This window comes from Pseudomonas sp. 14P5.3.2, assembly GCF_057799175.1.
The window spans coordinates 76,223-96,014 of record NZ_JBYOKU010000021.1 but is presented as its reverse complement, the minus strand read 5'-3'; the positions used below and the strand labels follow the sequence as shown (position 1 = coordinate 96,014).

Genomic DNA, 19,792 nt, shown 5'->3' with positions numbered 1-19,792 from the left:
TTTGCTGGTTAAATTTTAACCAGACCTCATTATTCGCCGACGCTGATCTTCAGGCCAGCAGCTATTGCAAAAGGTGTCAGGGTGATCGCCAGGGCGGTCAGGCTACCCAGCCACAGCAGATACCCGGTCGCCGGCATGCCTTGCAAGGCGGCCTGCAAGGCGCCACTGCCAAGGATCAACACCGGGATGTACAACGGCAGAATCAGCAACGCCAGCAACAGGCCGCCACGTTTCAAACCCACCGTCAGCGCCGCGCCCACCGCGCCGAGCAAGCTCAACACCGGTGTACCCAGCAGCAACGACAACAGCAACACCGGCAGACAGGCGACCGGCAAACCGAGCATCAACGCCAGCAACGGCGAGAGCAGAACCAGTGCCAGTCCCGAGAACAACCAGTGTGCCAGCACCTTGGCCAGCACCAATAAGGGCAGCGGATGCGGCGAAAGGACCCACTGTTCCAGGGAGCCATCTTCGAAATCACTGCGAAACAGTCCGTCCAGCGAGAGCAGGACCGACAACAGCGCGGCCACCCAGACTAACCCCGGGGACAGGTTTTGCAAGACTTGAGTTTCCGGGCCGACGGCCAGCGGGAACAAAGCGATGACAATGGCGAAGAAAATCAGCGGATTGGCCAGTTCCGCCGGGCGACGAAACAGCAGACGGGACTCACGGGCAACCAGCAGGCCGAACACACTCATACTGCCCAGTTCCCCAGATCGATATCGCGATAACCGGCCGGCATCCGGCTCAGCGTGTGGTGCGTGGTCAACACCACCAGACCGCCGCGTTCACAGTGCCCGGCCAGGTGTTCTTCAAGTTGCGCCACACCCTGTTTGTCGAGCGCGGTGAATGGCTCGTCGAGAATCCACAGCGGCGGGCTGTCCAGATACAGCCGCGCCAGGGCCACGCGGCGTTGCTGACCGGCGGACAGGGTGTGGCAGGGAACATCTTCGAAACCGCGCAATCCTACGGCAGCCAATGCCTGCCAGATCGCCTCGCGCTCGGCCGGCCGATGCAGGGCGCAGAGCCAGGACAGGTTCTCTTCGGGGGTCAGCAGGTCCTTGATCCCGGCGGCGTGGCCGATCCACAACAGGTTGCGCGCCAGTTCGCTCGGCTGGGCGGCCAAGGGCTGGCCGTTGAGCAGCACCTGACCGCTGGTCGGCTGCATCAACCCGGACAACAGGCGCAGCAGACTGGTCTTGCCGCTGCCGTTGGGGCCGCTGATCTGCACCATATCGCCACTGGCCAGTCGCAATTCGAGATTTTCGAAGAGCAGCCGCAGGTCTCGCTCACAGGCAAGGGCAACGGTTTGCAGGACAGGACTGGTCAAGGGATCACGGGCCTTATACGGTTCAAGTCGGCTCTGGCGCGGCCGTTAAAGAGATGCAGGATAAATGCAATGACGGTGCGAATCAGAGAGCTGGATCAAACAATTGCTATGTTTTCTGAACGAAGCGCAAGACGCGCGGCATTATACATGGCGTGCCTTACTCCCAAGCGTGCAATTTCCTCAGGTTGTGTCCGCGTATGACAGGTGAAATGAACATCCTCCCGCTCCCGCCCACCACCCCGGCGAACACACGCCCGCTGGTGATGAGCGGTGAATTGCTCAAGCTGCTGACCCCGGTCGAAGGCTTGATCGGCGCCGGGCAAAGCGCGCAGGCCGAGGTGTTGTCACTCAAACAGGCGGATCAGACCTTTCAACTGCTGCTGAAGGTGACCGTCGACGGCGGCCGGCAGACCACCGTGCAGGCCACCAGCACCCTGCCGCTGCCGACCGGCACCAATCTGGCAGTGACCCAGCCGTCGGCGGGCAATCTGGCGATCACCGTGCAGCAGGCGATTGCCAGCAGCGTCGCCGCCCTCACCCGCATTGATACGGCGCAATTGCCGGTCGGCACGCTGCTGCAAGGCAAGGTGCTGACCTCACAGACGTTGCCGCAAGTGCCAGGACAGCCGACGGTGTACCGCTCGCTGGTGAGCCTGCTCAACACCGCGCAAAGCGGTGCCACGCTGGACATCGACAGTCCGACGCCGCTGCGCATCGGCACCCTGCTCTCGGCACTGGTGGAAGACTCGCAAACCCTCAAGTTCGTGCCACTGAGCAGCCGCCAGGAGCAATTGGCGGTGAGCCAGCAACTGCTCGGCCAGCAGAGTCGCCAGGGTTCGCTGGACGGTTTGCTCAACGCCTTGCAAAACCTGCCGAGCGACGACGATCAGACCTCGCAGGACCTGCGCGCAGCCGTCGTACGCCTGCTCGCCAACCTGCCCGACGTGCAGCAGATGAGCACCGCCAAAGGCGTCGCCCTGGCCCTGGCCGGCAGCGGCGCCTTTCTCGAAGCCAAACTGCTGACCGGACAGAATCCCGCGCTGGCCCCGGACATGAAAGCCGATCTGCTCAAGTTGATCGCACAGCTGTCACCGGGTGCGCCGGGCAATGCCAGTTTCAACGCAATCATCGCCGCCAACACCCTGGCGCAAGCGCTGCCGAGCTTCGTGCGCAACGCCCTCGGCACCCTCGGTCAGGTCAGCGCCAAACCGCTGCCGAGCAGTTTCCCGCTGCCCGACCGCCTGCTGCAAAGCCTCGAGGGCGAAGGCGATCTGGAACATCTGCTGCGCCTCGCCGCGGCAGCCGTGTCGCGCCTGCAAAGCCATCAACTGTCGAGCCTGGAACAGACCGGGCTCACCGACGATGGTCGCCTGCTCAGTACCTGGCAGCTGGAAATCCCCATGCGCAACTTGCAGGACATCGTGCCGCTGCAGGTCAAGTTCCAACGTGAAGAAGCGCCGGAAAGAGAACCGCAACCCAACGAACGCCGTGACGAGCGCGAGCCCAGGCAACAGCTGTGGCGCGTCGATCTGGCCTTTGACATGGAGCCGCTGGGACCGATGCAGATTCAGGCACAGTTGATTGCCGGCAGCCTGTCGAGTCAGCTCTGGGCCGAACGCCCGTACACCGCCGACCTGATCGAAACCAATCTGTTCGCGCTGCGCCAGCGCCTGCTCGATCGCGGCCTGAATGTCGGCGATCTCGACTGCCACCTCGGCACCCCGCCGCAAGGCAACCACACTCGCCTCGAACACCGCTGGGTCGACGAAACCGCATGAACGATTCCACTGCTCCACGCCAGGCCATCGCCCTTAAATACGACGGCAACCACGCCCCGACCCTCACCGCCAAGGGCGACGAGGAACTGGCCGAAGAAATCCTGCGCATTGCCCGTGACTGTGAAGTGCCGATCTATGAAAACGCCGAGCTGGTGCGGCTGTTGGCGCGCATGGAACTGGGCGACAGCATCCCCGAGGAGCTGTACCGCACGATTGCCGAGATCATCGCGTTTGCGTGGAACCTGAAGGGGAAATTCCCCGAGGGACAGGACCCGGATGCGCCGATGGTCGAGAAGGACGTTACCGAACGCGGGGATGATTACTGAGGTTTCGAAGGCCCCTTCGCGAGCAAGCCCGCTCCCACATTTGATCGCATTCCTTCAATAGGATCGCGGTCAAATGTGGGAGCGGGCTTGCTCGCGAATGGCGATTTCCGCTTTAGAGCAAAAATCAGCTTCTGTGCAGCTTGCGCATCAACTCCGCCTCAGCCTGGGTCAAGCCACAGGACTGAGTCAGCTCATCGACGCTCGCGCCCATCCCCACCAGTTTCGCCGCCTGGGCGAACGACAGGCTCGACGGGTCGCGCTGTTCCAGCGCGACAATCTTGTCCGGCAACGGGCCGACGACCGAGCGCAGCTCGTGCAGGGCTTCGCCCATGCGCACGTTGCCGTTCTGGTAATCGTCTACGCGCTTGGCCAGGTCCTTGATGCGCTGATCACGCAGCGCATCGCCCTGGGCCTGCTGCGCAGCGATGACCTTTTGCGCCTTGATGTACGCCAGAAACATTGCCAGCGTGCCTGCCCAGAAGAGGAACAGGACAATGACCGCTACCTCGAGAATCAATCAGATGCTCTCCAGTTCCGACCATTCTTCTTCGCTCATCATCTTGTCCAGCTCGACCAGGATCAGCAACTCGTTGTTCTTGTTGCACACGCCCTGGATGAACTTGGCCGATTCTTCGTTGCCGACGTTCGGCGCGGTCTCGATTTCCGACTGACGCAGGTAAACCACTTCCGCCACGCTGTCGACCATGATCCCGACCACTTGCTTGTCGGCTTCGATGATGACGATACGGGTGTTGTCGCTGATCTCGCCGCTGTTCAGGCCGAAGCGCTGACGGGTGTCGATCACGGTGACCACGTTACCGCGCAGGTTGATGATGCCCAGCACGTAGCTTGGCGCACCCGGAACCGGCGCGATCTCGGTGTAGCGCAGGACTTCCTGAACGCGCATCACGTTGATGCCGTAGGTTTCGTTGTCCAGCTTGAAGGTCACCCATTGCAGGATCGGATCTTCAGAACCCTTTGCCGCCGTCGCCTTGTCGTTCATACCCTAGCCCCTCGAAGTACCGCTCTAGCGGTGTATGTTTCGTCCGCCGGCATGCGTATGCCGACGCCTGTCTGTTATGGAAGTGTTATGTCGGTTTGTGGTTCGGCTTACTGCCGGACATGTGTTTTGCCCCGCCACTGGCGATCAACTCGGCCAGCGCGGCTACATCAAGTAATGCACACATGTGCTCGATCACCGTGCCGGCAAGCCATGGCCGCTGACCCCGGTGACTTCTCCATTTGATTTCATTCGGATCCAGACGCAACGAACGGCTGACCTGATGCACCGCCAGGCCCCACTCGTAACCTTGTACCGAAATCACGTACTGCAGGCCCTGACGGAAGTCATCGCGGTAGCGATCCGGCATGACCCAACGCGCCGTGTCCAATACTTTGAGATTGCCGGCCTGACTCGGCAGAATCCCGAGGAACCATTCCGGCTGCCCGAACAGCGGCGTCAACTCGTGGCCGGCCAGCGAATAGATCGAACCGAGGCACACCAGCGGCACCGCCAGTGTCAGCCCGGCAACATCGAACAACAGGCATTCGAAGGCTTCCGAAGCCCAGGCCGGACGGCCATCGGTTTCCACCGGTGGCGGCGTGTTGCTCGGTGGCAGGTGCACTTCCACCACTGGCGGCACCAGCGTCTGTTCGACGGGTGCCGGTGCCACCGGCGCCGGTTCGGCCACGACCGGTTCCGGCGCGGTTTTCAGCAATTGGGTTTGCAACAGCGGTGCGAGTGTCGAAACCGGCGCGCGCGGCGGCTCGGCTTCTTCGATCAACGCCACTGGCGCCTTGGCGATCGGCGCGGCGGCAGGCGCGGCAACCGGGGCGGCAGGTTTGGTGGTTTTCTGCGCATCACGCGCCTGCTCTTCAAGCACCGCCGCCTGGAATTCATCCAGCGCCGCAGCGCTTTCGACCACCTCGACCGGCACCTCGACCTGCACTTCCACTGGCGGCAACTCGTCAGGAATCTCCTGCAGCAAGCTGTCCAGATAGGACTGCAACGCCAGTTGCGGGCGCGACGTCAGTTTGATCGGCCGGTTCATGCTCAAGCCACCTGCGGAACAAGTTGTTGCGCCAGCAGATGCTTGAGCAGCGCGCGGTAAGCCAGCACGCCGCGACTCTTGCCGTCGAATTGCGAAGGTGTGACACCGGCCCGGCTGGCGTCGCGCAGACGGGTATCGACCGGGATGTAACCCTGCCAGATCTCTTCCGGAAACTTGTCGCGCAGCACGCGCAAGGTGCCCAGCGACGCCTGCGTGCGGCGGTCGAACAGGGTCGGCACGATGCTGAACGGCAGCGCCTGTTTGCGCGAGCGGTTGATCATCGCCAGGGTGTTGACCATGCGTTCCAGGCCTTTGACGGCCAGGTGCTCGGTCTGCACCGGGATCACCAGTTGCTGGCTCGCGGCCAGGGCGTTGACCATCAGCACGCCGAGCAAGGGCGGGCTGTCGATGATCGCGTAATCGAAGTCCTGCCACAGCTGCGCCAGACTCTTGGCGATCACCAGGCCCAAACCACTCTGCCCCGGCGACTGGCGCTCAAGGGTGGCGAGTGCGGTACTCGACGGCAACAGGGAAATACGTTCGTCGCTGGTCGACAGCAGCAACTGTCCGGGCAAGCCTTGCGGCACGCTGCCCTTGTGCAGAAACAGGTCGTAGTTGCTGTGTTCCAGGCTGTCGGGGTCGTAGCCGAAATAGCTGGTCATCGAGCCGTGCGGGTCGAGATCGACCACAACCACGCGCTTGCCCGCCTCCGCCAGCAATCCGGCTAAAGCGATGGAAGATGTGGTTTTACCGACACCACCCTTTTGATTGGCGACTGCCCAGACTCTCATTCGGTTCGTTCCTCCCGGCCGAGATGCTCGACCGAGACATAGCTCAGCGTATTAATGCGGGTGACGGAGAATTGACGGCACTCTCGCGTCCCGGCGTCTTGACCGGGGTCGGTGCAGTTTGTGTGCCAGCGCGCTTCAATGCCGCGTCCGGTTGCGCATTGGCGGTTCCGGTACCGGTCAGACTGCGGCGCACATCGAGGTTGCGCGACACCACCAGCACCACGCGACGGTTTTTCGCCCGGCCTTCGGCGGTGGCATTGTTGGCCACCGGCTGAAACTCACCATAACCCACCGAGGCCAGACGACCAGGGTTCACACCCTGCATCGCGAGCATGCGCACGATGCTCGCCGAACGCGCCGAGGACAGTTCCCAGTTGGTCGGGTACTGCGCGGTGCGGATCGGCTGATCGTCGGTGAAGCCTTCGACATGGATCGGGTTGTCGAACGGTTTGAGGATCGCTGCAACCTTGTCGATGATGTTGAAGGCGATATCGCTCGGCATCGCGTCGCCGCTGCCGAACAACAGGCTGGAATTGAGTTCGATCTCGACCCACAACTCGTTGCCGCGCACGGTCATCTGGTTGGAGGCGATCAAGTCGCCGAACGCGGCACTGATGTCATCGGCAATGCTTTTCAGCGGATCGCTGGCACCGGCGATACCGGCGTCAACCTGCTCGCTGTCCTTGACCAACGGCTTGGCCGGGGTCACGGTTTTCGGTCGTTCCTCACCGATCGGGATCGGTTTTAGCGAGCGGTCGGAGTCAGTGAAAACCCCGATCAGCGCTTCGGAAATGACCTTGTACTTGCCTTCGTTGATCGACGAGATCGAGTACATCACCACGAAGAACGCGAACAGCAGCGTGATGAAATCCGCGTAGGACACGAGCCAGCGCTCGTGATTAACGTGTTCTTCCTGATGCCTGCGGCGAGCCATAGTCCATTACCCCCATCAATCCATGAAGCCCTGAAGCTTCAGCTCGATAGAGCGAGGGTTTTCACCTTCGGCGATCGACAAAATACCTTCCAACAACATTTCGCGATAACGCGACTGCCGCAACGCGATTGACTTGAGCTTGGCCGCCACCGGCAGCAACACCAGGTTGGCACTGGCCACACCGTAGATGGTCGCGACGAAGGCCACGGCAATACCGCTGCCCAATTGCGTCGGATCAGCGAGGTTGCCCATCACATGAATCAGGCCCATTACCGCACCGATGATGCCGATGGTCGGCGCGTAGCCGCCCATGCTTTCGAAGACTTTGGCAGCCTCGATGTCGCGCGCTTCCTGGGTGTAGAAATCCACTTCGAGAATGCTGCGGATCGCTTCCGGTTCGGCGCCATCGACCAGCAGTTGCAGGCCCTTGCGCGAGTAGTTGTCCGGTTCGGCATCGGCCACGCCTTCCAGACCCAGCAGGCCTTCCTTGCGCGCAGTGAGGCTCCAGTTGACCACCCGGTCGATACCGCCGGCCAGGTCGACCCGTGGCGGGAACAGGATCCAGGCGAGAATCTGCATGGCGCGCTTGAAGGCGCTCATCGGCGATTGCAGCAGCGCGGCACCGATGGTGCCACCGAGGACGATCAGCGCCGCCGGGCCGTTGGCCAGCGCGCCGAGGTGACCGCCTTCAAGGTAGTTGCCGCCGATGATGGCGACGAACGCCATGATGATCCCGATAAGGCTTAGAACATCCATCAGATACACGCCTCGACGATGTGCTTGCCGATGTCGTCCAGGCCGTAGACCGCGTCAGCCAGATCAGCTTTGACGATGGCCATCGGCATGCCGTAGATCACGCAACTGGCTTCGTCTTGCGCCCATACCGAGCTGCCGCCCTGCTTGAGCAGACGCGCGCCTTCGCGGCCATCGGCGCCCATGCCGGTGAGGACCACCGCCAGAACTTTGTCACCGTAGGACTTGGCCGCAGAACCGAAGGTGATGTCCACGCACGGCTTGTAATTCAGACGCTCGTCGCCCGGGAGGATTTTCACCGCACCACGGCCGTCGATCATCATCTGCTTGCCACCCGGCGCCAGCAGCGCCAGGCCCGGACGCAGGATGTCGCCATCCTCGGCTTCCTTGACGCTGATGCGGCACAGCTTGTCGAGACGCTCGGCAAACGCCTTGGTGAACGCCGCCGGCATGTGCTGGATCAGCACGATCGGCGCCGGGAAGTTCGCCGGCAACTGAGTCAGCACCCGTTGCAGGGCAACCGGGCCACCGGTCGAAGTACCGATGGCCACCAGTTTGTAGGCTTTGCGTTTCGGTGCCGGCGACGCAGCGCTGGCCGCCGGCGCGCGAGCAGGTGCTGGAGCCGGGGACGGACGCGTCGGAGCAGCAGCGCTGTGGCTGCTGAAACTCGAAGCCGCTGGCGCCGGGGCGGGTGCAGGCGTCGGTGCAGCGGCCGGAGCCGGCGCACTGTAGGCACTGAAACGACGATTACTGCGCGAGATGCTGTGAACCTTCTCGCACAGCAGTTGCTTGACCTTCTCGGGATTGCGCGAGATGTCTTCGAAATTCTTCGGCAGGAAATCCACCGCGCCGGCGTCCAGTGCATCCAGGGTGACCCGGGCGCCTTCGTGCGTCAGCGAGGAGAACATCAACACCGGAGTCGGGCAGCGCTGCATGATGTGCCGCACCGCCGTGATGCCATCCATCATCGGCATCTCGTAGTCCATGGTGATCACGTCCGGCTTGAGGGCCAGGGCCTGATCGATCGCCTCTTTACCGTTGGTGGCCGTGCCGACCACCTGGATGCTCGGATCCGCTGAAAGAATTTCCGAGACGCGGCGGCGGAAAAAACCCGAATCGTCCACCACCAGGACTTTGACTGCCATAAACACTCCATTAGGCGCAGCGGGACGTCGTCGCCCCGCTGCCCCGGATTCAAATACGCCGTGCGGCGTAACGCTTGAGCATGCTTGGAACATCGAGGATCAGAGCGATGCGGCCGTCACCGGTAATGGTGGCGCCGGACATGCCCGGAGTGCCCTGGAGCATTTTGCCCAATGGCTTGATGACCACTTCTTCCTGGCCGACCAGTTGATCGACGACGAAGCCGATCCGCTGAGTGCCCACCGAAAGGATCACCACATGGCCTTCACGCTGCTCTTCGTGAGCGGCGGAGCTGACCAGCCAGCGCTTGAGGTAGAACAATGGCAGCGCCTTGTCCCGCACGATCACCACTTCCTGGCCATCCACCACGTTGGTGGTCGACAGGTCGAGGTGGAAGATTTCGTTGACGTTGACCAACGGGAACGCAAACGCCTGATTGCCGAGCATGACCATCAGGGTCGGCATGATCGCAAGCGTCAGCGGCACCTTGATGACGATCTTCGAGCCCTGGCCCTTGGTCGAGTAGATGTTGATCGAACCGTTGAGCTGGGAAATCTTGGTCTTCACCACGTCCATGCCGACACCGCGGCCGGACACGTCGGAAATCTCGGTCTTGGTCGAGAAGCCCGGGGCGAAGATCAGGTTGTAGCACTCGGTATCACTCAGGCGATCGGCCGCGTCCTTGTCCATCACACCGCGTTTTACCGCGATCGAACGCAACACGTTCGGGTCCATGCCCTTGCCGTCATCGGAGATCGACAACAGGATGTGGTCGCCTTCCTGCTCGGCCGCCAACACCACGCGACCGCCGCGGGCCTTGCCCGAAGCTTCACGTTCTTCCGGTGACTCGATGCCGTGGTCGACCGCGTTGCGCACCAAGTGGACCAGCGGGTCGGCCAGGGCCTCGACAAGGTTTTTGTCGAGGTCGGTTTCTTCACCCACCAGTTCCAGGTTGATCTCTTTCTTCAGCTGACGCGCGAGGTCGCGAACCAGACGCGGGAAGCGCCCGAAGACCTTCTTGATCGGCTGCATCCGGGTCTTCATCACTGCGGTCTGCAAGTCAGCCGTGACCACGTCGAGGTTCGACACGGCCTTGGACATGGCTTCGTCGCCGCTGTTGAGGCCCAGGCGCACCAGACGGTTACGCACCAGTACCAGTTCGCCGACCATGTTCATGATTTCGTCGAGACGCGCGGTATCGACACGAACAGTGGTTTCGGCTTCGCTGGCCGGTTTTTCTGGTGGCGGAGCAGCGGCGGCGCGGGCCGGGGCCGGAGCAGCAGCGGCTGCCGGTTTTGGCGTTTCAGTTTTTGGCTCAGGCTTGGGCGCAGCTTTCGGCGCGGCGGCCGGAGCAGCAGCCGCCTTGGCAGCTGGCGCAGCGACTGTCGACGCGGTGCCAGCAGCAGCGGCGCCAACATCGGTGAACTTGCCTTTGCCGTGCAACTCGTCGAGCAGCGATTCGAATTCGTGATCGCTGATCAGATCACTGCCGGCAGCCGCAGCCACCGGAGCGGCTGGCGCAGCCGGTGCCGAGGCGATCGCCGACTCCAGCGCTTCCACGGCAAAATTGCCCTTGCCATGCAACTGATCGAGCAGTGCTTCGAATTCGTCGTCGGTGATGTCCGAGCTGTCACCGGCAGCCGGTGCCGCCGGAGCGGCCGCTGTCGGTGCCACGGCGTCTGGCGCGAACTGGCCCTTGCCGTGCAACTGATCGAGCAACGACTCGAATTCAGCGTCGGTAATTTCATCGCTCGCTGCCGTATCGGCAGTTGGCGCAGGTGCAGCAGCGGCCGGGGCTTCGGCTTCAGCCTTGACGGCGTTCAGCGAATCCAGCAGCTGTTCAAATTCGTTATCGGTGATGTCGCCGGAATCGCCTTCGACAACCAGCTCTTCGATCATCTCGGCCACTGGCGAAGCCGGGGCTTCGTCCGCCGATTGCGGTTCGGCCAGACGCGCCAGCGCGGCCAGCAGTTCCGGGGTTGCAGCAGTGATCGGTGCACGTTCACGGACTTCGCTGAACATGCTGTTCACCGCGTCCAGTGCTTCAAGCACCACGTCCATCAGTTCTGCATCAACGCGACGCTCACCCTTGCGCAGGATGTCGAACACGTTTTCGGCGATGTGACAGCACTCCACCAGCTCATTGAGCTGAAGGAAGCCGGCGCCCCCTTTTACAGTGTGGAAACCGCGAAAAATTGCGTTGAGCAGATCTGCGTCATCCGGGCGGCTTTCCAGCTCGACCAGTTGCTCGGACAGTTGCTCAAGAATCTCGCCGGCCTCAACCAGGAAATCCTGAAGGATCTCTTCATCGGCGCCGAAGCTCATTAATGGGGTGCTCCTACAGGTCTAAAAACCTAAACTCAAAATCCAAGGCTGGATAACAAATCGTCCACATCGTCCTGACCGGACACAACGTCTTCTCGTTTATCGGCATGAATCTGCGGACCTTCACCCTGCGAGAGATGTTTTTGTGGATCTTTTTCTGCAAGCATCGCAGCACGGTCGTGTTCGATGCCCGCAAAGCGGTCCACCTGACTGGCCATGAGTACGAGTTTGAGCAAATTGCTTTCGACTTCGGTGACCAACTGGGTCACACGCTTGATCACCTGACCGGTGAGGTCCTGGTAATCCTGAGCCAGCAGGATGTCGTTCAGGTTGCTCGACACCGCACGGTTGTCCGTGCTGCTGCGTGACAGAAAACCGTCGACCCGGCGCGCCAGTTCGCGGAACTCTTCAGCCCCGACTTCGCGACGCATGAAGCGCCCCCAATCGGTGCTCAAGGCCTGAGCTTCTTCAGCCAGGCCATTGACCACCGGCGTGGCGCTTTCCACCAGATCCATGGTGCGGTTGGCCGCGGCTTCGGTCAGCTTGACCACATAGCCCAAGCGTTCGGTGGCGTCGGTGATTTGCGACACTTCCTCGGCCTGCGGCATGTGCGGATCGATATGGAAGTTGACGATCGCACTGTGCAGTTCGCGTGTGAGCTTGCCCACTTCCTGATACAGGCCGCGGTCACGGGTCTGATTGAGCTCATGGATCAGTTGCACAGCGTCGCCGAACCTGCCTTTTTCAAGGCTTTCGACCAGTTCGACCGCGTGTTTTTTCAGGGTCGACTCGAAATCGCCCTGTGAAGATTCGTTATGCTCCATAGCTCCCCCGCGCGTTCATCAGCCGATGCGTTCGAAAATCTTCTCGATTTTGTCTTTCAACGCCTGAGCCGTGAAAGGTTTGACCACATAGCCGTTCACACCAGCCTGAGCAGCCTCGATGATTTGCTCGCGCTTGGCTTCAGCGGTCACCATCAGCACGGGCAGATGCTTGAGTTTTTCATCGGCACGCACGTGGCGCAGCAAGTCGATACCGGTCATGCCCGGCATGTTCCAGTCCGTTACCAGAAAGTCGATGCTGCCGCTGTTGAGCACCGGAATGGCGGTAGTGCCATCGTCGGCCTCGACGGTGTTGGTGAACCCAAGATCCCGCAGCAGGTTCTTGATGATCCGCCGCATCGTTGAGAAGTCATCAACGATGAGGATTTTCATGTCTTTGTTCAATTCGACCTCCAAGCAGTCTTAAACGCGCCCAGCACCTGGACGCGCCACTTCAATCAATCGGCGCAGCACTCGAAGACTGTCTGGAGCACAACAGAGCAAGACCGGTGCCGTTCATCACCGCACCAGCCTCGTTCGCAGTGTCCCCACACTGCCTTCAGCGCGCTCGCCACTCCCCCAAACGCCCCCGCAAACGGGCCGCGCACTGGCTGTGTAACTGGCTGACCCGCGATTCACTGACGCCAAGGACTTCACCGATCTCCTTGAGGTTCAGCTCTTCGTCGTAGTACAGCGCCAACACCAGTCGCTCACGCTCCGGCAAATTGGCAATCGCGTCCGCCAGCGCCGCCTGGAAGCGTTCATCTTCCAGATCGCGTGACGGCTCAAGATGAGCACTGGCGCCATCCTCGTGCAGCCCTTCGTGTTCGCCGTCCTGCAACAGGTCGTCGAAACTGAACAGCCGGCTGCCCAGGGTGTCATTCAAAATCCCGTAGTAATCGTCGAGACTCAATTGGAGTTCGGCCGCAACCTCGTGATCTTTAGCGTCACGGCCGGTTTTAGCTTCAATTGCGCGAATTGCGTCACTGACCATACGGGTGTTGCGGTGAACCGAGCGCGGTGCCCAATCCCCTTTGCGTACTTCGTCGAGCATCGCGCCGCGGATCCGGATGCCCGCGTACGTTTCGAAACTGGCGCCTTTGCTGGCGTCGTATTTGGTCGAGACTTCGAGCAGGCCGATCATCCCGGCCTGAATCAGGTCTTCAACCTGCACACTCGCCGGCAAGCGCGCCAGCAGGTGATAGGCAATGCGCTTGACCAGTGGCGCGTAACGCTCGATCAACTCGTACTGCGCGTCACGTGCCGACTTCTTGTAGTAGTTCATACCGCTGGCGGTCATAGCACAGGCCCTGCCGTTTGCTGCACGAGGCGCTCGACGAAAAACTCCAGGTGGCCACGCGGGTTGGCAGGCAGCGGCCAGGTATCGACCTTCTGCGCGATCGCCTTGAACGCCAGCGCGCACTTGGAACGCGGGAAGGCTTCATAGACCGCTCGCTGCTTCTGCACTGCCTTGCGCACGCTTTCGTCGTACGGCACCGCGCCGACGTATTGTAAGGCGACGTCGAGGAAGCGATCCGTGACCTTGGTCAACTTGGCGAACAGGTTGCGCCCTTCCTGCGGGCTCTGCGCCATGTTGGCCAGCACGCGGAAGCGGTTCATGCCGTAGTCGCGGTTGAGCAGTTTGATCAGCGCGTAGGCGTCGGTGATCGAGGTCGGCTCGTCGCAGACCACCAGCAACACTTCCTGCGCGGCGCGGACAAAACTGACTACCGAGTCACCAATACCCGCAGCGGTGTCGATCACCAGCACATCGAGGTTGTCGCCGATGTCGCTGAAGGCCTGAATCAGACCGGCGTGTTGTGCCGGGCTCAGGTGCACCATGCTCTGGGTGCCGGAAGCGGCCGGCACGATGCGGATCCCGCCGGGGCCCTGCAACAGCACGTCGCGCAGCTCACAGCGGCCTTCGATGACATCGGCCAAAGTGCGTTTGGGGGTCAGTCCCAGCAGAACGTCGACGTTCGCCAGCCCCAGATCGGCGTCCAGCAGCATGACCCGACGGCCAAGCTCTGCCAGCGCCAGAGACAAGTTCACTGACACGTTAGTCTTGCCGACGCCACCTTTGCCGCCGGTCACCGCGATCACCTGTACGGGATGCATGCTGCCCATGTTATTTCTTTACCTTGTCTTGCATAGACGGAGGCCACATTACTGGCTGCGCGTTCTCAACCGGAACAATGCATGGCAGACCATCGATGTAGGTACAAAAACTGTTCATTACCTCAGCCAACCTGCTTGGTCGGGCTGTGGTAGATATCAGCGAACATGTCAGCCATGGCTTCTTCGCTGGGTTCTTCCTGCATTTGCACGCTGACGGCGCGGCTGACCAATTGATGACGGCGCGGCAGATGCAGATCATCCGGAATCCGTGGGCCGTCGGTCAGGTAGGCGACCGGCAGTTCATGACTGATCGCCAGGCTCAACACTTCGCCAAGGCTGGCCGTCTCATCCAGTTTAGTCAGGATGCAGCCGGCAAGCCCGCAACGCTTGTAACTGTGATAAGCGGCGGTTAGAACCTGTTTCTGGCTGGTGGTTGCCAGCACCAGATAATTTTTTGAACGGATGCCACGCCCGGCCAGACTTTCCAGCTGCATGCGCAGTGCCGGATCGCTGGCCTGCAGGCCGGCGGTATCGATCAGCACCACGCGTTTGCGCAGCAGCGGGTCGAGTGCCTGCACCAGCGACTGGCCCGGATCGACGTGCGTAACCGGCACATTGAGAATCCGCCCCAGGGTCTTGAGTTGTTCCTGGGCGCCGATACGGAAACTGTCCATGCTGACCAGCGCGACATTCTGCGCGCCGTACTTGAGCACGTAACGCGCCGCGAGTTTGGCCAGGGTGGTGGTCTTGCCCATGCCGGCCGGGCCGACCATGGCAATCACCCCGCCCTCTTCCAGCGGCTCGACTTCTGGCACGGCAATCATTCGCGCCAGGTGCGCGAGCAGCATGCGCCAGGCCTGACGCGGTTCTTCGATGTCGGTGATCATCGCCAACAGGTCGCGCGACAACGGTCCGGACAGACCGATACGTTGCAGACGGCGATACAGATTGGCTTGTGCCGGACGGCTGCCTTGCAGCTGATTCCAGGCCAGGGTGCCGAGCTGCACTTCCATCAGCTCACGCAGACTGTTCAATTCGAAACGCATCGAATCCAGCGCACGCGGATCGATGCCGGCGGACGACTGGGCAGGCGCCGGCGCCGGACGCGCCGGGGCGGCGTAAGTCGGTTCGCTCAACGGTTCGGCAGCGGTCAGCGGCAGGCCTGCCGTCAACGGCAGCCCGGCGAACAACTGGCGATTGGTGTTGCCGTCGGCTTCGCCACGCAGGCTCAGTTCGGCCTGGGCGGTAACGATGCGCGACTGGGTCTTGCGCAGCTCGTCCTCGAGTTCCATGTTCGGAACCCGTGGCGCCAGCGCCGACAATTTGTAATCCAGCGCCGCCGTCAGCTCGACGCCGCCGGCAATGCGGCGGTTGCCAATGATGGCGGCATCAGCGCCCAGCTCATCACGAACCAGCTTCATGGCCTGACGCATATCGGCGGCGAAAAAACGCTTAACTTGCATAAACCACTACCTCAGCCGTTGGGCCCTACTGTCGCAACGATGGTCACTTGCTTGTTGTCCGGAATTTCCTGGTAGGCCAGCACGTGCAGCCCTGGGACTGCGAGGCGGCCGAAACGCGAAAGCATCGCGCGTATCGGGCCTGCTACCAACAGGATCACCGGTTGACCTTGCATTTCCTGGCGCTGCGCCGCTTCGATGAGCGAACGCTGCAGCTTCTCGGCCATGCTTGGCTCCAGCAGAACGCCCTCTTCAGAGCCTTGTCCTGCCTTCTGCAGACTATTGAGCAATATTTGTTCCAACCTTGGTTCCAAGGTGATCACAGGCAGCTCGGAGTCAGTGCCTACAATGCTTTGGACGATGGCGCGGGATACCCCGACGCGTACTGCGGCCACCAAAGCGGCGGTATCTTGACTCTTGGCGGCGTTGTTGGCGATGGCTTCGGCAATGCTGCGGATATCGCGCACCGGCACATGTTCGGCCAGGAGCGCCTGCAGCACTTTGAGCAACTGCGACAGCGACACCACCCCCGGTACCAGCTCTTCAGCCAGTTTCGGCGAGCTTTTGGCCAGCAATTGCATGAGTTGCTGCACTTCTTCGTGGCCGATCAGCTCGCTGGAGTGCTTGTACAGAATCTGGTTCAAGTGCGTCGCGACCACGGTACTGGCGTCGACCACGGTGTAACCGAGCGATTGCGCCTGCGCACGCTGGCTGACTTCAATCCACACCGCCTCCAGACCAAAAGCCGGATCTTTGGCGGTAATGCCGTTGAGCGTGCCGTAGACCTGCCCCGGGTTGATCGCCAGTTCGCGATCCGGGTAGATCTCGGCTTCGGCGAGGATCACCCCCATCAGGGTCAGGCGATAGGCGCTCGGCGCCAGATCGAGGTTGTCGCGAATATGCACCGTCGGCATCAGGAAGCCCAGATCCTGCGAGAGCTTCTTGCGCACGCCCTTGATCCGCGCCAGCAACTGACCACCCTGATTGCGATCCACCAGCGGGATCAGGCGATAGCCGACTTCCAGACCGATCATGTCGATCGGCGTCACGTCATCCCAGCCCAGCTCCTTGGTTTCCATGGCGCGGGCCGGCGACGGCAGCAGTTCCTGTTGACGCTGAACCTCTTGCAGCGCCTGCACCTTGGCGACGTTCTGCTTCTTCCAGAACAGGTACGCGCCACCGGCAGCCAGCGCAGCCATGCTCAGGAACGAGAAGTGCGGCATGCCCGGAACGAGGCCCATCACGGCCATCAAACCAGCGGCCACCGCCAGGGCTTTGGGCGAGGCGAACATCTGGCGATTGATCTGTTTGCCCATGTCTTCCGAACCGGAAGCACGGGTCACCATGATCGCTGCCGCTGTCGATAACAACAGTGATGGCAATTGCGCCACCAAACCGTCACCAATGGTCAGCAAGGCGTAAACCTTGCCCGCGTCGGCGAAGGTCATGTTGTGCTGGAAGATACCGACGGCCATACCGCCAATGAGGTTGATGAACAGAATCAGCAGGCCGGCGATGGCGTCACCACGGACGAACTTGCTCGCACCGTCCATCGAACCGTAGAACTCGGCCTCTTGCGCGACTTCCTGACGGCGCAGCTTCGCCTGGTTCTGGTCGATCAGCCCAGCGTTGAGGTCGGCGTCGATTGCCATTTGTTTGCCGGGCATTGCATCGAGGGTGAAGCGCGCGCTCACCTCGGAAATCCGCCCGGCACCCTTGGTCACCACGACGAAGTTGATGATCATCAGGATCGCGAACACCACGATACCGACCACGTAGTTACCGCCGATCACCACCTCACCGAAGGCCTGGATCACCTTACCGGCAGCGGCGTGGCCATCCTGACCGTGGAGCATCACCACCCGCGTCGAGGCCACGTTCAACGCCAGCCGCAGCAGCGTCGCCACCAGCAGAATGGTCGGGAACACCGCAAAATCCAGCGGCCGCAGCGCGTACACGCAGACCAGCAGGACGACAATCGACAGCGCAATGTTGAAGGTGAAAAACACGTCCAGCAGGAACGGCGGCACCGGCAACATCATCATGGCCAGCATGACCAGCAGCAACAACGGCACGCCCAGATTGCCTCGACTGAGGTCGGCAATGTTCGAGCGTGCGCTGTTGATTAACTGAGAGCGATCCACCGGTTTTCCCCGTTCCTTTAAAGCAAACTTTTGACGCCCAAAGCGAGCGCACGGCGGCTACTGCAAGAAGCCTTCCAACTTTTGCGCAGGCAAAAAAAGATCGCAGCCTGCGGCAGCTCCCACAGAGAAATACGCTCTCCTGTAGAAGCTGCCGCAGACTGCGACCTTTTGTGTTCAAGCAGTAAGGATTTGCACCTCGCTGATGGCACCTATTCGCAGCTCACTGCCGATCATGTAACGCGTACCTTTGCGCATCGTCAGCCCGCCAACGTCGACCATATCCTCCGATGCATATCCGACGATCACCGCTGTTGCCGGCGATATGGGCGGATCAACCATTTCGTGCCCTTGCAGCACATTGAGCTCCCAGCCAAACGGGATTATCGGTAAATCCGCGACCTCGATTTCGCGCCCATCCGCCCAGCGGTAATCGCGCCGAGCGGTCACCTGCAAGCCGCCGTCAATGTATTGAAATGCGGGCTTGTGGTATCGATGCTCTAAATCCGCGGTAGCCCAGCTATCGGAATAATATTCGGGATTGGCGAACACCTTGAAAAGCGCCTCACTGGTCTTGATATTGCCAGCCGCGCTGAAAAAGTAGTTATAGGAGAAGTGATAGGCAAACCCGCCCAACTCTGGCCGTATCGCATTGAGTGGATCATCCAGATAGCCAGGAACAAACTGTCCGGTCATCACTACAAAGTTGATGAAATCCAGCGACAGCCTGAACGTCACCGTATAACTGAGGACCTTTCTGTCATCATCCTGCTCAAGCGCGCCAGATACAAATTCCAGCCCCATCTTACCGAGCTGTCTGTAGTTGTCAGCAATCATGTTCACACCCCTTCAATCAGCAGGACGGGGCATCTCGACAAACACTGTGTTTGCAAGAATCCGTCAAAAGGTATGAGGCAATCAAAAGAACTGGCCGTCTACTGTCAGAACTGACAGTCCGTTAAGCATTTCGGATAAACGGTGCCCTTCCCCGAAAGGCGCAGGTCGTATCACAAGACACTTTCCACTGCTGGTTTTTAAACATCAACGTTTAAATAACACGTCAGGATACTTAATAAGGCTACACCTCCTTGCGCCATTGCCTACAGCTACGCCAGAATCCGCCGGCTTGTGCGCCTTGGGGGCGGGTTCTATTGTGGGTCGGTCGCTGATTGTTCAGTGATCGGGTTTAGCAGCCTGGGGTTTCTCTAGACGCACAAATTCCGTTGTCGTTATGGCGGCTTTGCGTGGGGCACTTCGGTGCGCCGGGTTCTAGAGTCCTGGTCTGCTAACCCGCGTACAGCCGCCACCTCCTTCGTTAGCAGCGAACGGTGTCAGCTTCACTACTCTAGAGGCTTCACCATGATCAAACCAACACCCAACCCACCCGATACCGACACCACCTCCCCCTACGAATCCCTCGATTCAAAAAAACTCCACGAAGCCGCCGACCGTGCTCTCGACCACTACCTCTGCGCGCCCGGTGCCACGCCCATTCAGCGTAAAACCCGCTCGATGTACGCCGTGACCGCAGACTTCAAAAACGAAGAACTGCTGGCCGATGCCTGCGAAACACTCGCTTCAGCCAGAACCATCGCCAATGACTTCGCCCACCTCATACCCGCGTCGCAGCGCAGGACGCTGCTGGGCATCGCACAACTGATCATGCTCGGGGAGTTGGCGGTGAATCGGGCGCTGGATAATCTGGAGTTGCCGCAGTAGCACGCTTCTCTGCCCTCCCCTTTAGGAACTGCCGAAAGCTCCGGCCGCGACCGGACGATCTTTTTTTTCAAAAGCCAGATCAAAAGATCGCAGCCTTCGGCA

General features: G+C 60.8%; 20 protein-coding genes. 3 read left to right on the top strand and 17 right to left on the bottom strand.

The annotated features are described in order from the left end of the window. Positions 1–29 precede the first annotated feature (29 nt). Positions 30–698 carry a heme exporter protein CcmB gene (gene ccmB, locus AC27VU_RS18055; protein WP_003222942.1) on the bottom strand — a complete coding sequence of 223 codons (669 nt, stop codon included), beginning with the start codon at positions 696–698 and terminating at the stop codon, positions 30–32. Next, positions 695–1,330 carry a cytochrome c biogenesis heme-transporting ATPase CcmA gene (ccmA, locus tag AC27VU_RS18050; RefSeq protein WP_108590665.1) on the bottom strand — a complete coding sequence of 212 codons (636 nt, stop codon included), beginning with the start codon at positions 1,328–1,330 and terminating at the stop codon, positions 695–697. The genes ccmB and ccmA overlap by 4 nt, the downstream gene beginning before the upstream one ends. 197 nt (positions 1,331–1,527) lie before the next feature. On the opposite strand from ccmA, the gene fliK reads away from it, so the two are divergent. Together fliK and AC27VU_RS18040 are read left to right on the top strand one after the other, a co-directional pair. Next, positions 1,528–3,108 carry a flagellar hook-length control protein FliK gene (gene fliK, locus AC27VU_RS18045; RefSeq protein ID WP_488724579.1) on the top strand — a complete coding sequence of 527 codons (1,581 nt, stop codon included), beginning with the start codon at positions 1,528–1,530 and terminating at the stop codon, positions 3,106–3,108. Beyond that, positions 3,105–3,434 (top strand): EscU/YscU/HrcU family type III secretion system export apparatus switch protein, encoded by a 330-nt coding sequence (locus tag AC27VU_RS18040; protein WP_003222939.1) that lies wholly within the window; start codon positions 3,105–3,107, stop codon positions 3,432–3,434. The genes fliK and AC27VU_RS18040 overlap by 4 nt, the downstream gene beginning before the upstream one ends. A gap of 124 nt (positions 3,435–3,558) precedes the next feature. On the opposite strand, the gene AC27VU_RS18035 is transcribed toward AC27VU_RS18040, so the two are convergent. The 15 genes from AC27VU_RS18035 to AC27VU_RS17965 all read right to left on the bottom strand — a co-directional run bounded on the left by AC27VU_RS18035 (position 3,559) and on the right by AC27VU_RS17965 (position 18,808). Further along, a complete protein-coding gene (locus AC27VU_RS18035) occupies positions 3,559–3,951 on the bottom strand; it encodes a DUF2802 domain-containing protein (RefSeq protein WP_003222938.1) in 393 nt (130 codons plus the stop codon). After that, the gene (locus AC27VU_RS18030) at positions 3,952–4,437 is read right to left on the bottom strand and encodes a chemotaxis protein CheW (protein WP_126361291.1); all 486 of its coding nucleotides are present in this window, start codon (positions 4,435–4,437) and stop codon (positions 3,952–3,954) included. 85 nt (positions 4,438–4,522) lie between these two features. Next, a complete protein-coding gene (locus AC27VU_RS18025) occupies positions 4,523–5,485 on the bottom strand; it encodes a CheW domain-containing protein (protein ID WP_488724578.1) in 963 nt (320 codons plus the stop codon). A 2-nt stretch (positions 5,486–5,487) separates the two neighbouring features. After that, positions 5,488–6,276: a ParA family protein gene (locus tag AC27VU_RS18020; RefSeq protein ID WP_003222933.1), complete on the bottom strand. Its 789-nt coding sequence runs from the start codon at positions 6,274–6,276 to the stop codon at positions 5,488–5,490. Positions 6,277–6,319: 43 nt separating this feature from the next. Then, complete coding sequence (motD, locus tag AC27VU_RS18015) at positions 6,320–7,210, bottom strand: flagellar motor protein MotD (protein ID WP_003222931.1); 891 nt, start codon at positions 7,208–7,210, stop codon at positions 6,320–6,322. A 15-nt stretch (positions 7,211–7,225) separates the two neighbouring features. Further along, the gene (locus tag AC27VU_RS18010) at positions 7,226–7,966 is read right to left on the bottom strand and encodes a flagellar motor protein (RefSeq protein WP_003222929.1); all 741 of its coding nucleotides are present in this window, start codon (positions 7,964–7,966) and stop codon (positions 7,226–7,228) included. Then, positions 7,966–9,108 carry a protein-glutamate methylesterase/protein-glutamine glutaminase gene (locus AC27VU_RS18005; protein ID WP_488724577.1) on the bottom strand — a complete coding sequence of 381 codons (1,143 nt, stop codon included), beginning with the start codon at positions 9,106–9,108 and terminating at the stop codon, positions 7,966–7,968. Before AC27VU_RS18005 ends, AC27VU_RS18010 begins: the two co-directional genes overlap by 1 nt. A gap of 49 nt (positions 9,109–9,157) precedes the next feature. Continuing rightward, the gene (locus AC27VU_RS18000; protein ID WP_488724576.1) at positions 9,158–11,431 is read right to left on the bottom strand and encodes a chemotaxis protein CheA; all 2,274 of its coding nucleotides are present in this window, start codon (positions 11,429–11,431) and stop codon (positions 9,158–9,160) included. 35 nt (positions 11,432–11,466) lie between these two features. Beyond that, complete coding sequence (locus AC27VU_RS17995) at positions 11,467–12,255, bottom strand: protein phosphatase CheZ (RefSeq protein ID WP_003222924.1); 789 nt, start codon at positions 12,253–12,255, stop codon at positions 11,467–11,469. A gap of 18 nt (positions 12,256–12,273) precedes the next feature. Continuing rightward, entirely contained in the window at positions 12,274–12,645 is a 372-nt protein-coding gene (locus tag AC27VU_RS17990) for a chemotaxis response regulator CheY (protein ID WP_024012118.1), read from the bottom strand. 166 nt (positions 12,646–12,811) lie between these two features. Further along, on the bottom strand, positions 12,812–13,552 hold the full coding sequence (gene fliA / locus AC27VU_RS17985) for an RNA polymerase sigma factor FliA (protein WP_003222919.1): 741 nt from the start codon (positions 13,550–13,552) through the stop codon (positions 12,812–12,814). Next, on the bottom strand, positions 13,549–14,379 hold the full coding sequence (fleN, locus tag AC27VU_RS17980) for a flagellar synthesis regulator FleN (RefSeq protein WP_003222917.1): 831 nt from the start codon (positions 14,377–14,379) through the stop codon (positions 13,549–13,551). Before fleN ends, fliA begins: the two co-directional genes overlap by 4 nt. 113 nt (positions 14,380–14,492) lie before the next feature. Further along, positions 14,493–15,833 carry a flagellar biosynthesis GTPase FlhF gene (gene flhF, locus AC27VU_RS17975; protein WP_003222914.1) on the bottom strand — a complete coding sequence of 447 codons (1,341 nt, stop codon included), beginning with the start codon at positions 15,831–15,833 and terminating at the stop codon, positions 14,493–14,495. 11 nt (positions 15,834–15,844) lie between these two features. Beyond that, on the bottom strand, positions 15,845–17,974 hold the full coding sequence (gene flhA, locus AC27VU_RS17970; protein ID WP_003222912.1) for a flagellar biosynthesis protein FlhA: 2,130 nt from the start codon (positions 17,972–17,974) through the stop codon (positions 15,845–15,847). Between the two features lie 174 nt (positions 17,975–18,148). Next, a complete protein-coding gene (locus tag AC27VU_RS17965) occupies positions 18,149–18,808 on the bottom strand; it encodes a hypothetical protein (RefSeq protein ID WP_262142809.1) in 660 nt (219 codons plus the stop codon). A gap of 522 nt (positions 18,809–19,330) precedes the next feature. Here AC27VU_RS17965 and AC27VU_RS17960 point away from each other — a divergent pair. Next, entirely contained in the window at positions 19,331–19,690 is a 360-nt protein-coding gene (locus AC27VU_RS17960; protein ID WP_003222904.1) for a DUF6124 family protein, read from the top strand. Positions 19,691–19,792: the final 102 nt, after the last annotated feature.

Coding starts and splice junctions, on each gene's coding strand:
- ccmB (WP_003222942.1), bottom strand. CDS start 698: ATGAGTGTGTTCGGCCTGCTGGTTGCCCGTGAGTCCCGTCTGCTGTTT.
- fliK (WP_488724579.1), top strand. CDS start 1,528: ATGACAGGTGAAATGAACATCCTCCCGCTCCCGCCCACCACCCCGGCG.
- AC27VU_RS18040 (WP_003222939.1), top strand. CDS start 3,105: ATGAACGATTCCACTGCTCCACGCCAGGCCATCGCCCTTAAATACGAC.
- AC27VU_RS18030 (WP_126361291.1), bottom strand. CDS start 4,437: ATGAACGACAAGGCGACGGCGGCAAAGGGTTCTGAAGATCCGATCCTG.
- AC27VU_RS18025 (WP_488724578.1), bottom strand. CDS start 5,485: ATGAACCGGCCGATCAAACTGACGTCGCGCCCGCAACTGGCGTTGCAG.
- AC27VU_RS18020 (WP_003222933.1), bottom strand. CDS start 6,276: ATGAGAGTCTGGGCAGTCGCCAATCAAAAGGGTGGTGTCGGTAAAACC.
- motD (WP_003222931.1), bottom strand. CDS start 7,210: ATGGCTCGCCGCAGGCATCAGGAAGAACACGTTAATCACGAGCGCTGG.
- AC27VU_RS18010 (WP_003222929.1), bottom strand. CDS start 7,966: ATGGATGTTCTAAGCCTTATCGGGATCATCATGGCGTTCGTCGCCATC.
- AC27VU_RS18005 (WP_488724577.1), bottom strand. CDS start 9,108: ATGGCAGTCAAAGTCCTGGTGGTGGACGATTCGGGTTTTTTCCGCCGC.
- AC27VU_RS18000 (WP_488724576.1), bottom strand. CDS start 11,431: ATGAGCTTCGGCGCCGATGAAGAGATCCTTCAGGATTTCCTGGTTGAG.
- AC27VU_RS17995 (WP_003222924.1), bottom strand. CDS start 12,255: ATGGAGCATAACGAATCTTCACAGGGCGATTTCGAGTCGACCCTGAAA.
- AC27VU_RS17990 (WP_024012118.1), bottom strand. CDS start 12,645: ATGAAAATCCTCATCGTTGATGACTTCTCAACGATGCGGCGGATCATC.
- fliA (WP_003222919.1), bottom strand. CDS start 13,552: ATGACCGCCAGCGGTATGAACTACTACAAGAAGTCGGCACGTGACGCG.
- fleN (WP_003222917.1), bottom strand. CDS start 14,379: ATGGGCAGCATGCATCCCGTACAGGTGATCGCGGTGACCGGCGGCAAA.
- flhF (WP_003222914.1), bottom strand. CDS start 15,833: ATGCAAGTTAAGCGTTTTTTCGCCGCCGATATGCGTCAGGCCATGAAG.
- AC27VU_RS17965 (WP_262142809.1), bottom strand. CDS start 18,808: ATGATTGCTGACAACTACAGACAGCTCGGTAAGATGGGGCTGGAATTT.
- AC27VU_RS17960 (WP_003222904.1), top strand. CDS start 19,331: ATGATCAAACCAACACCCAACCCACCCGATACCGACACCACCTCCCCC.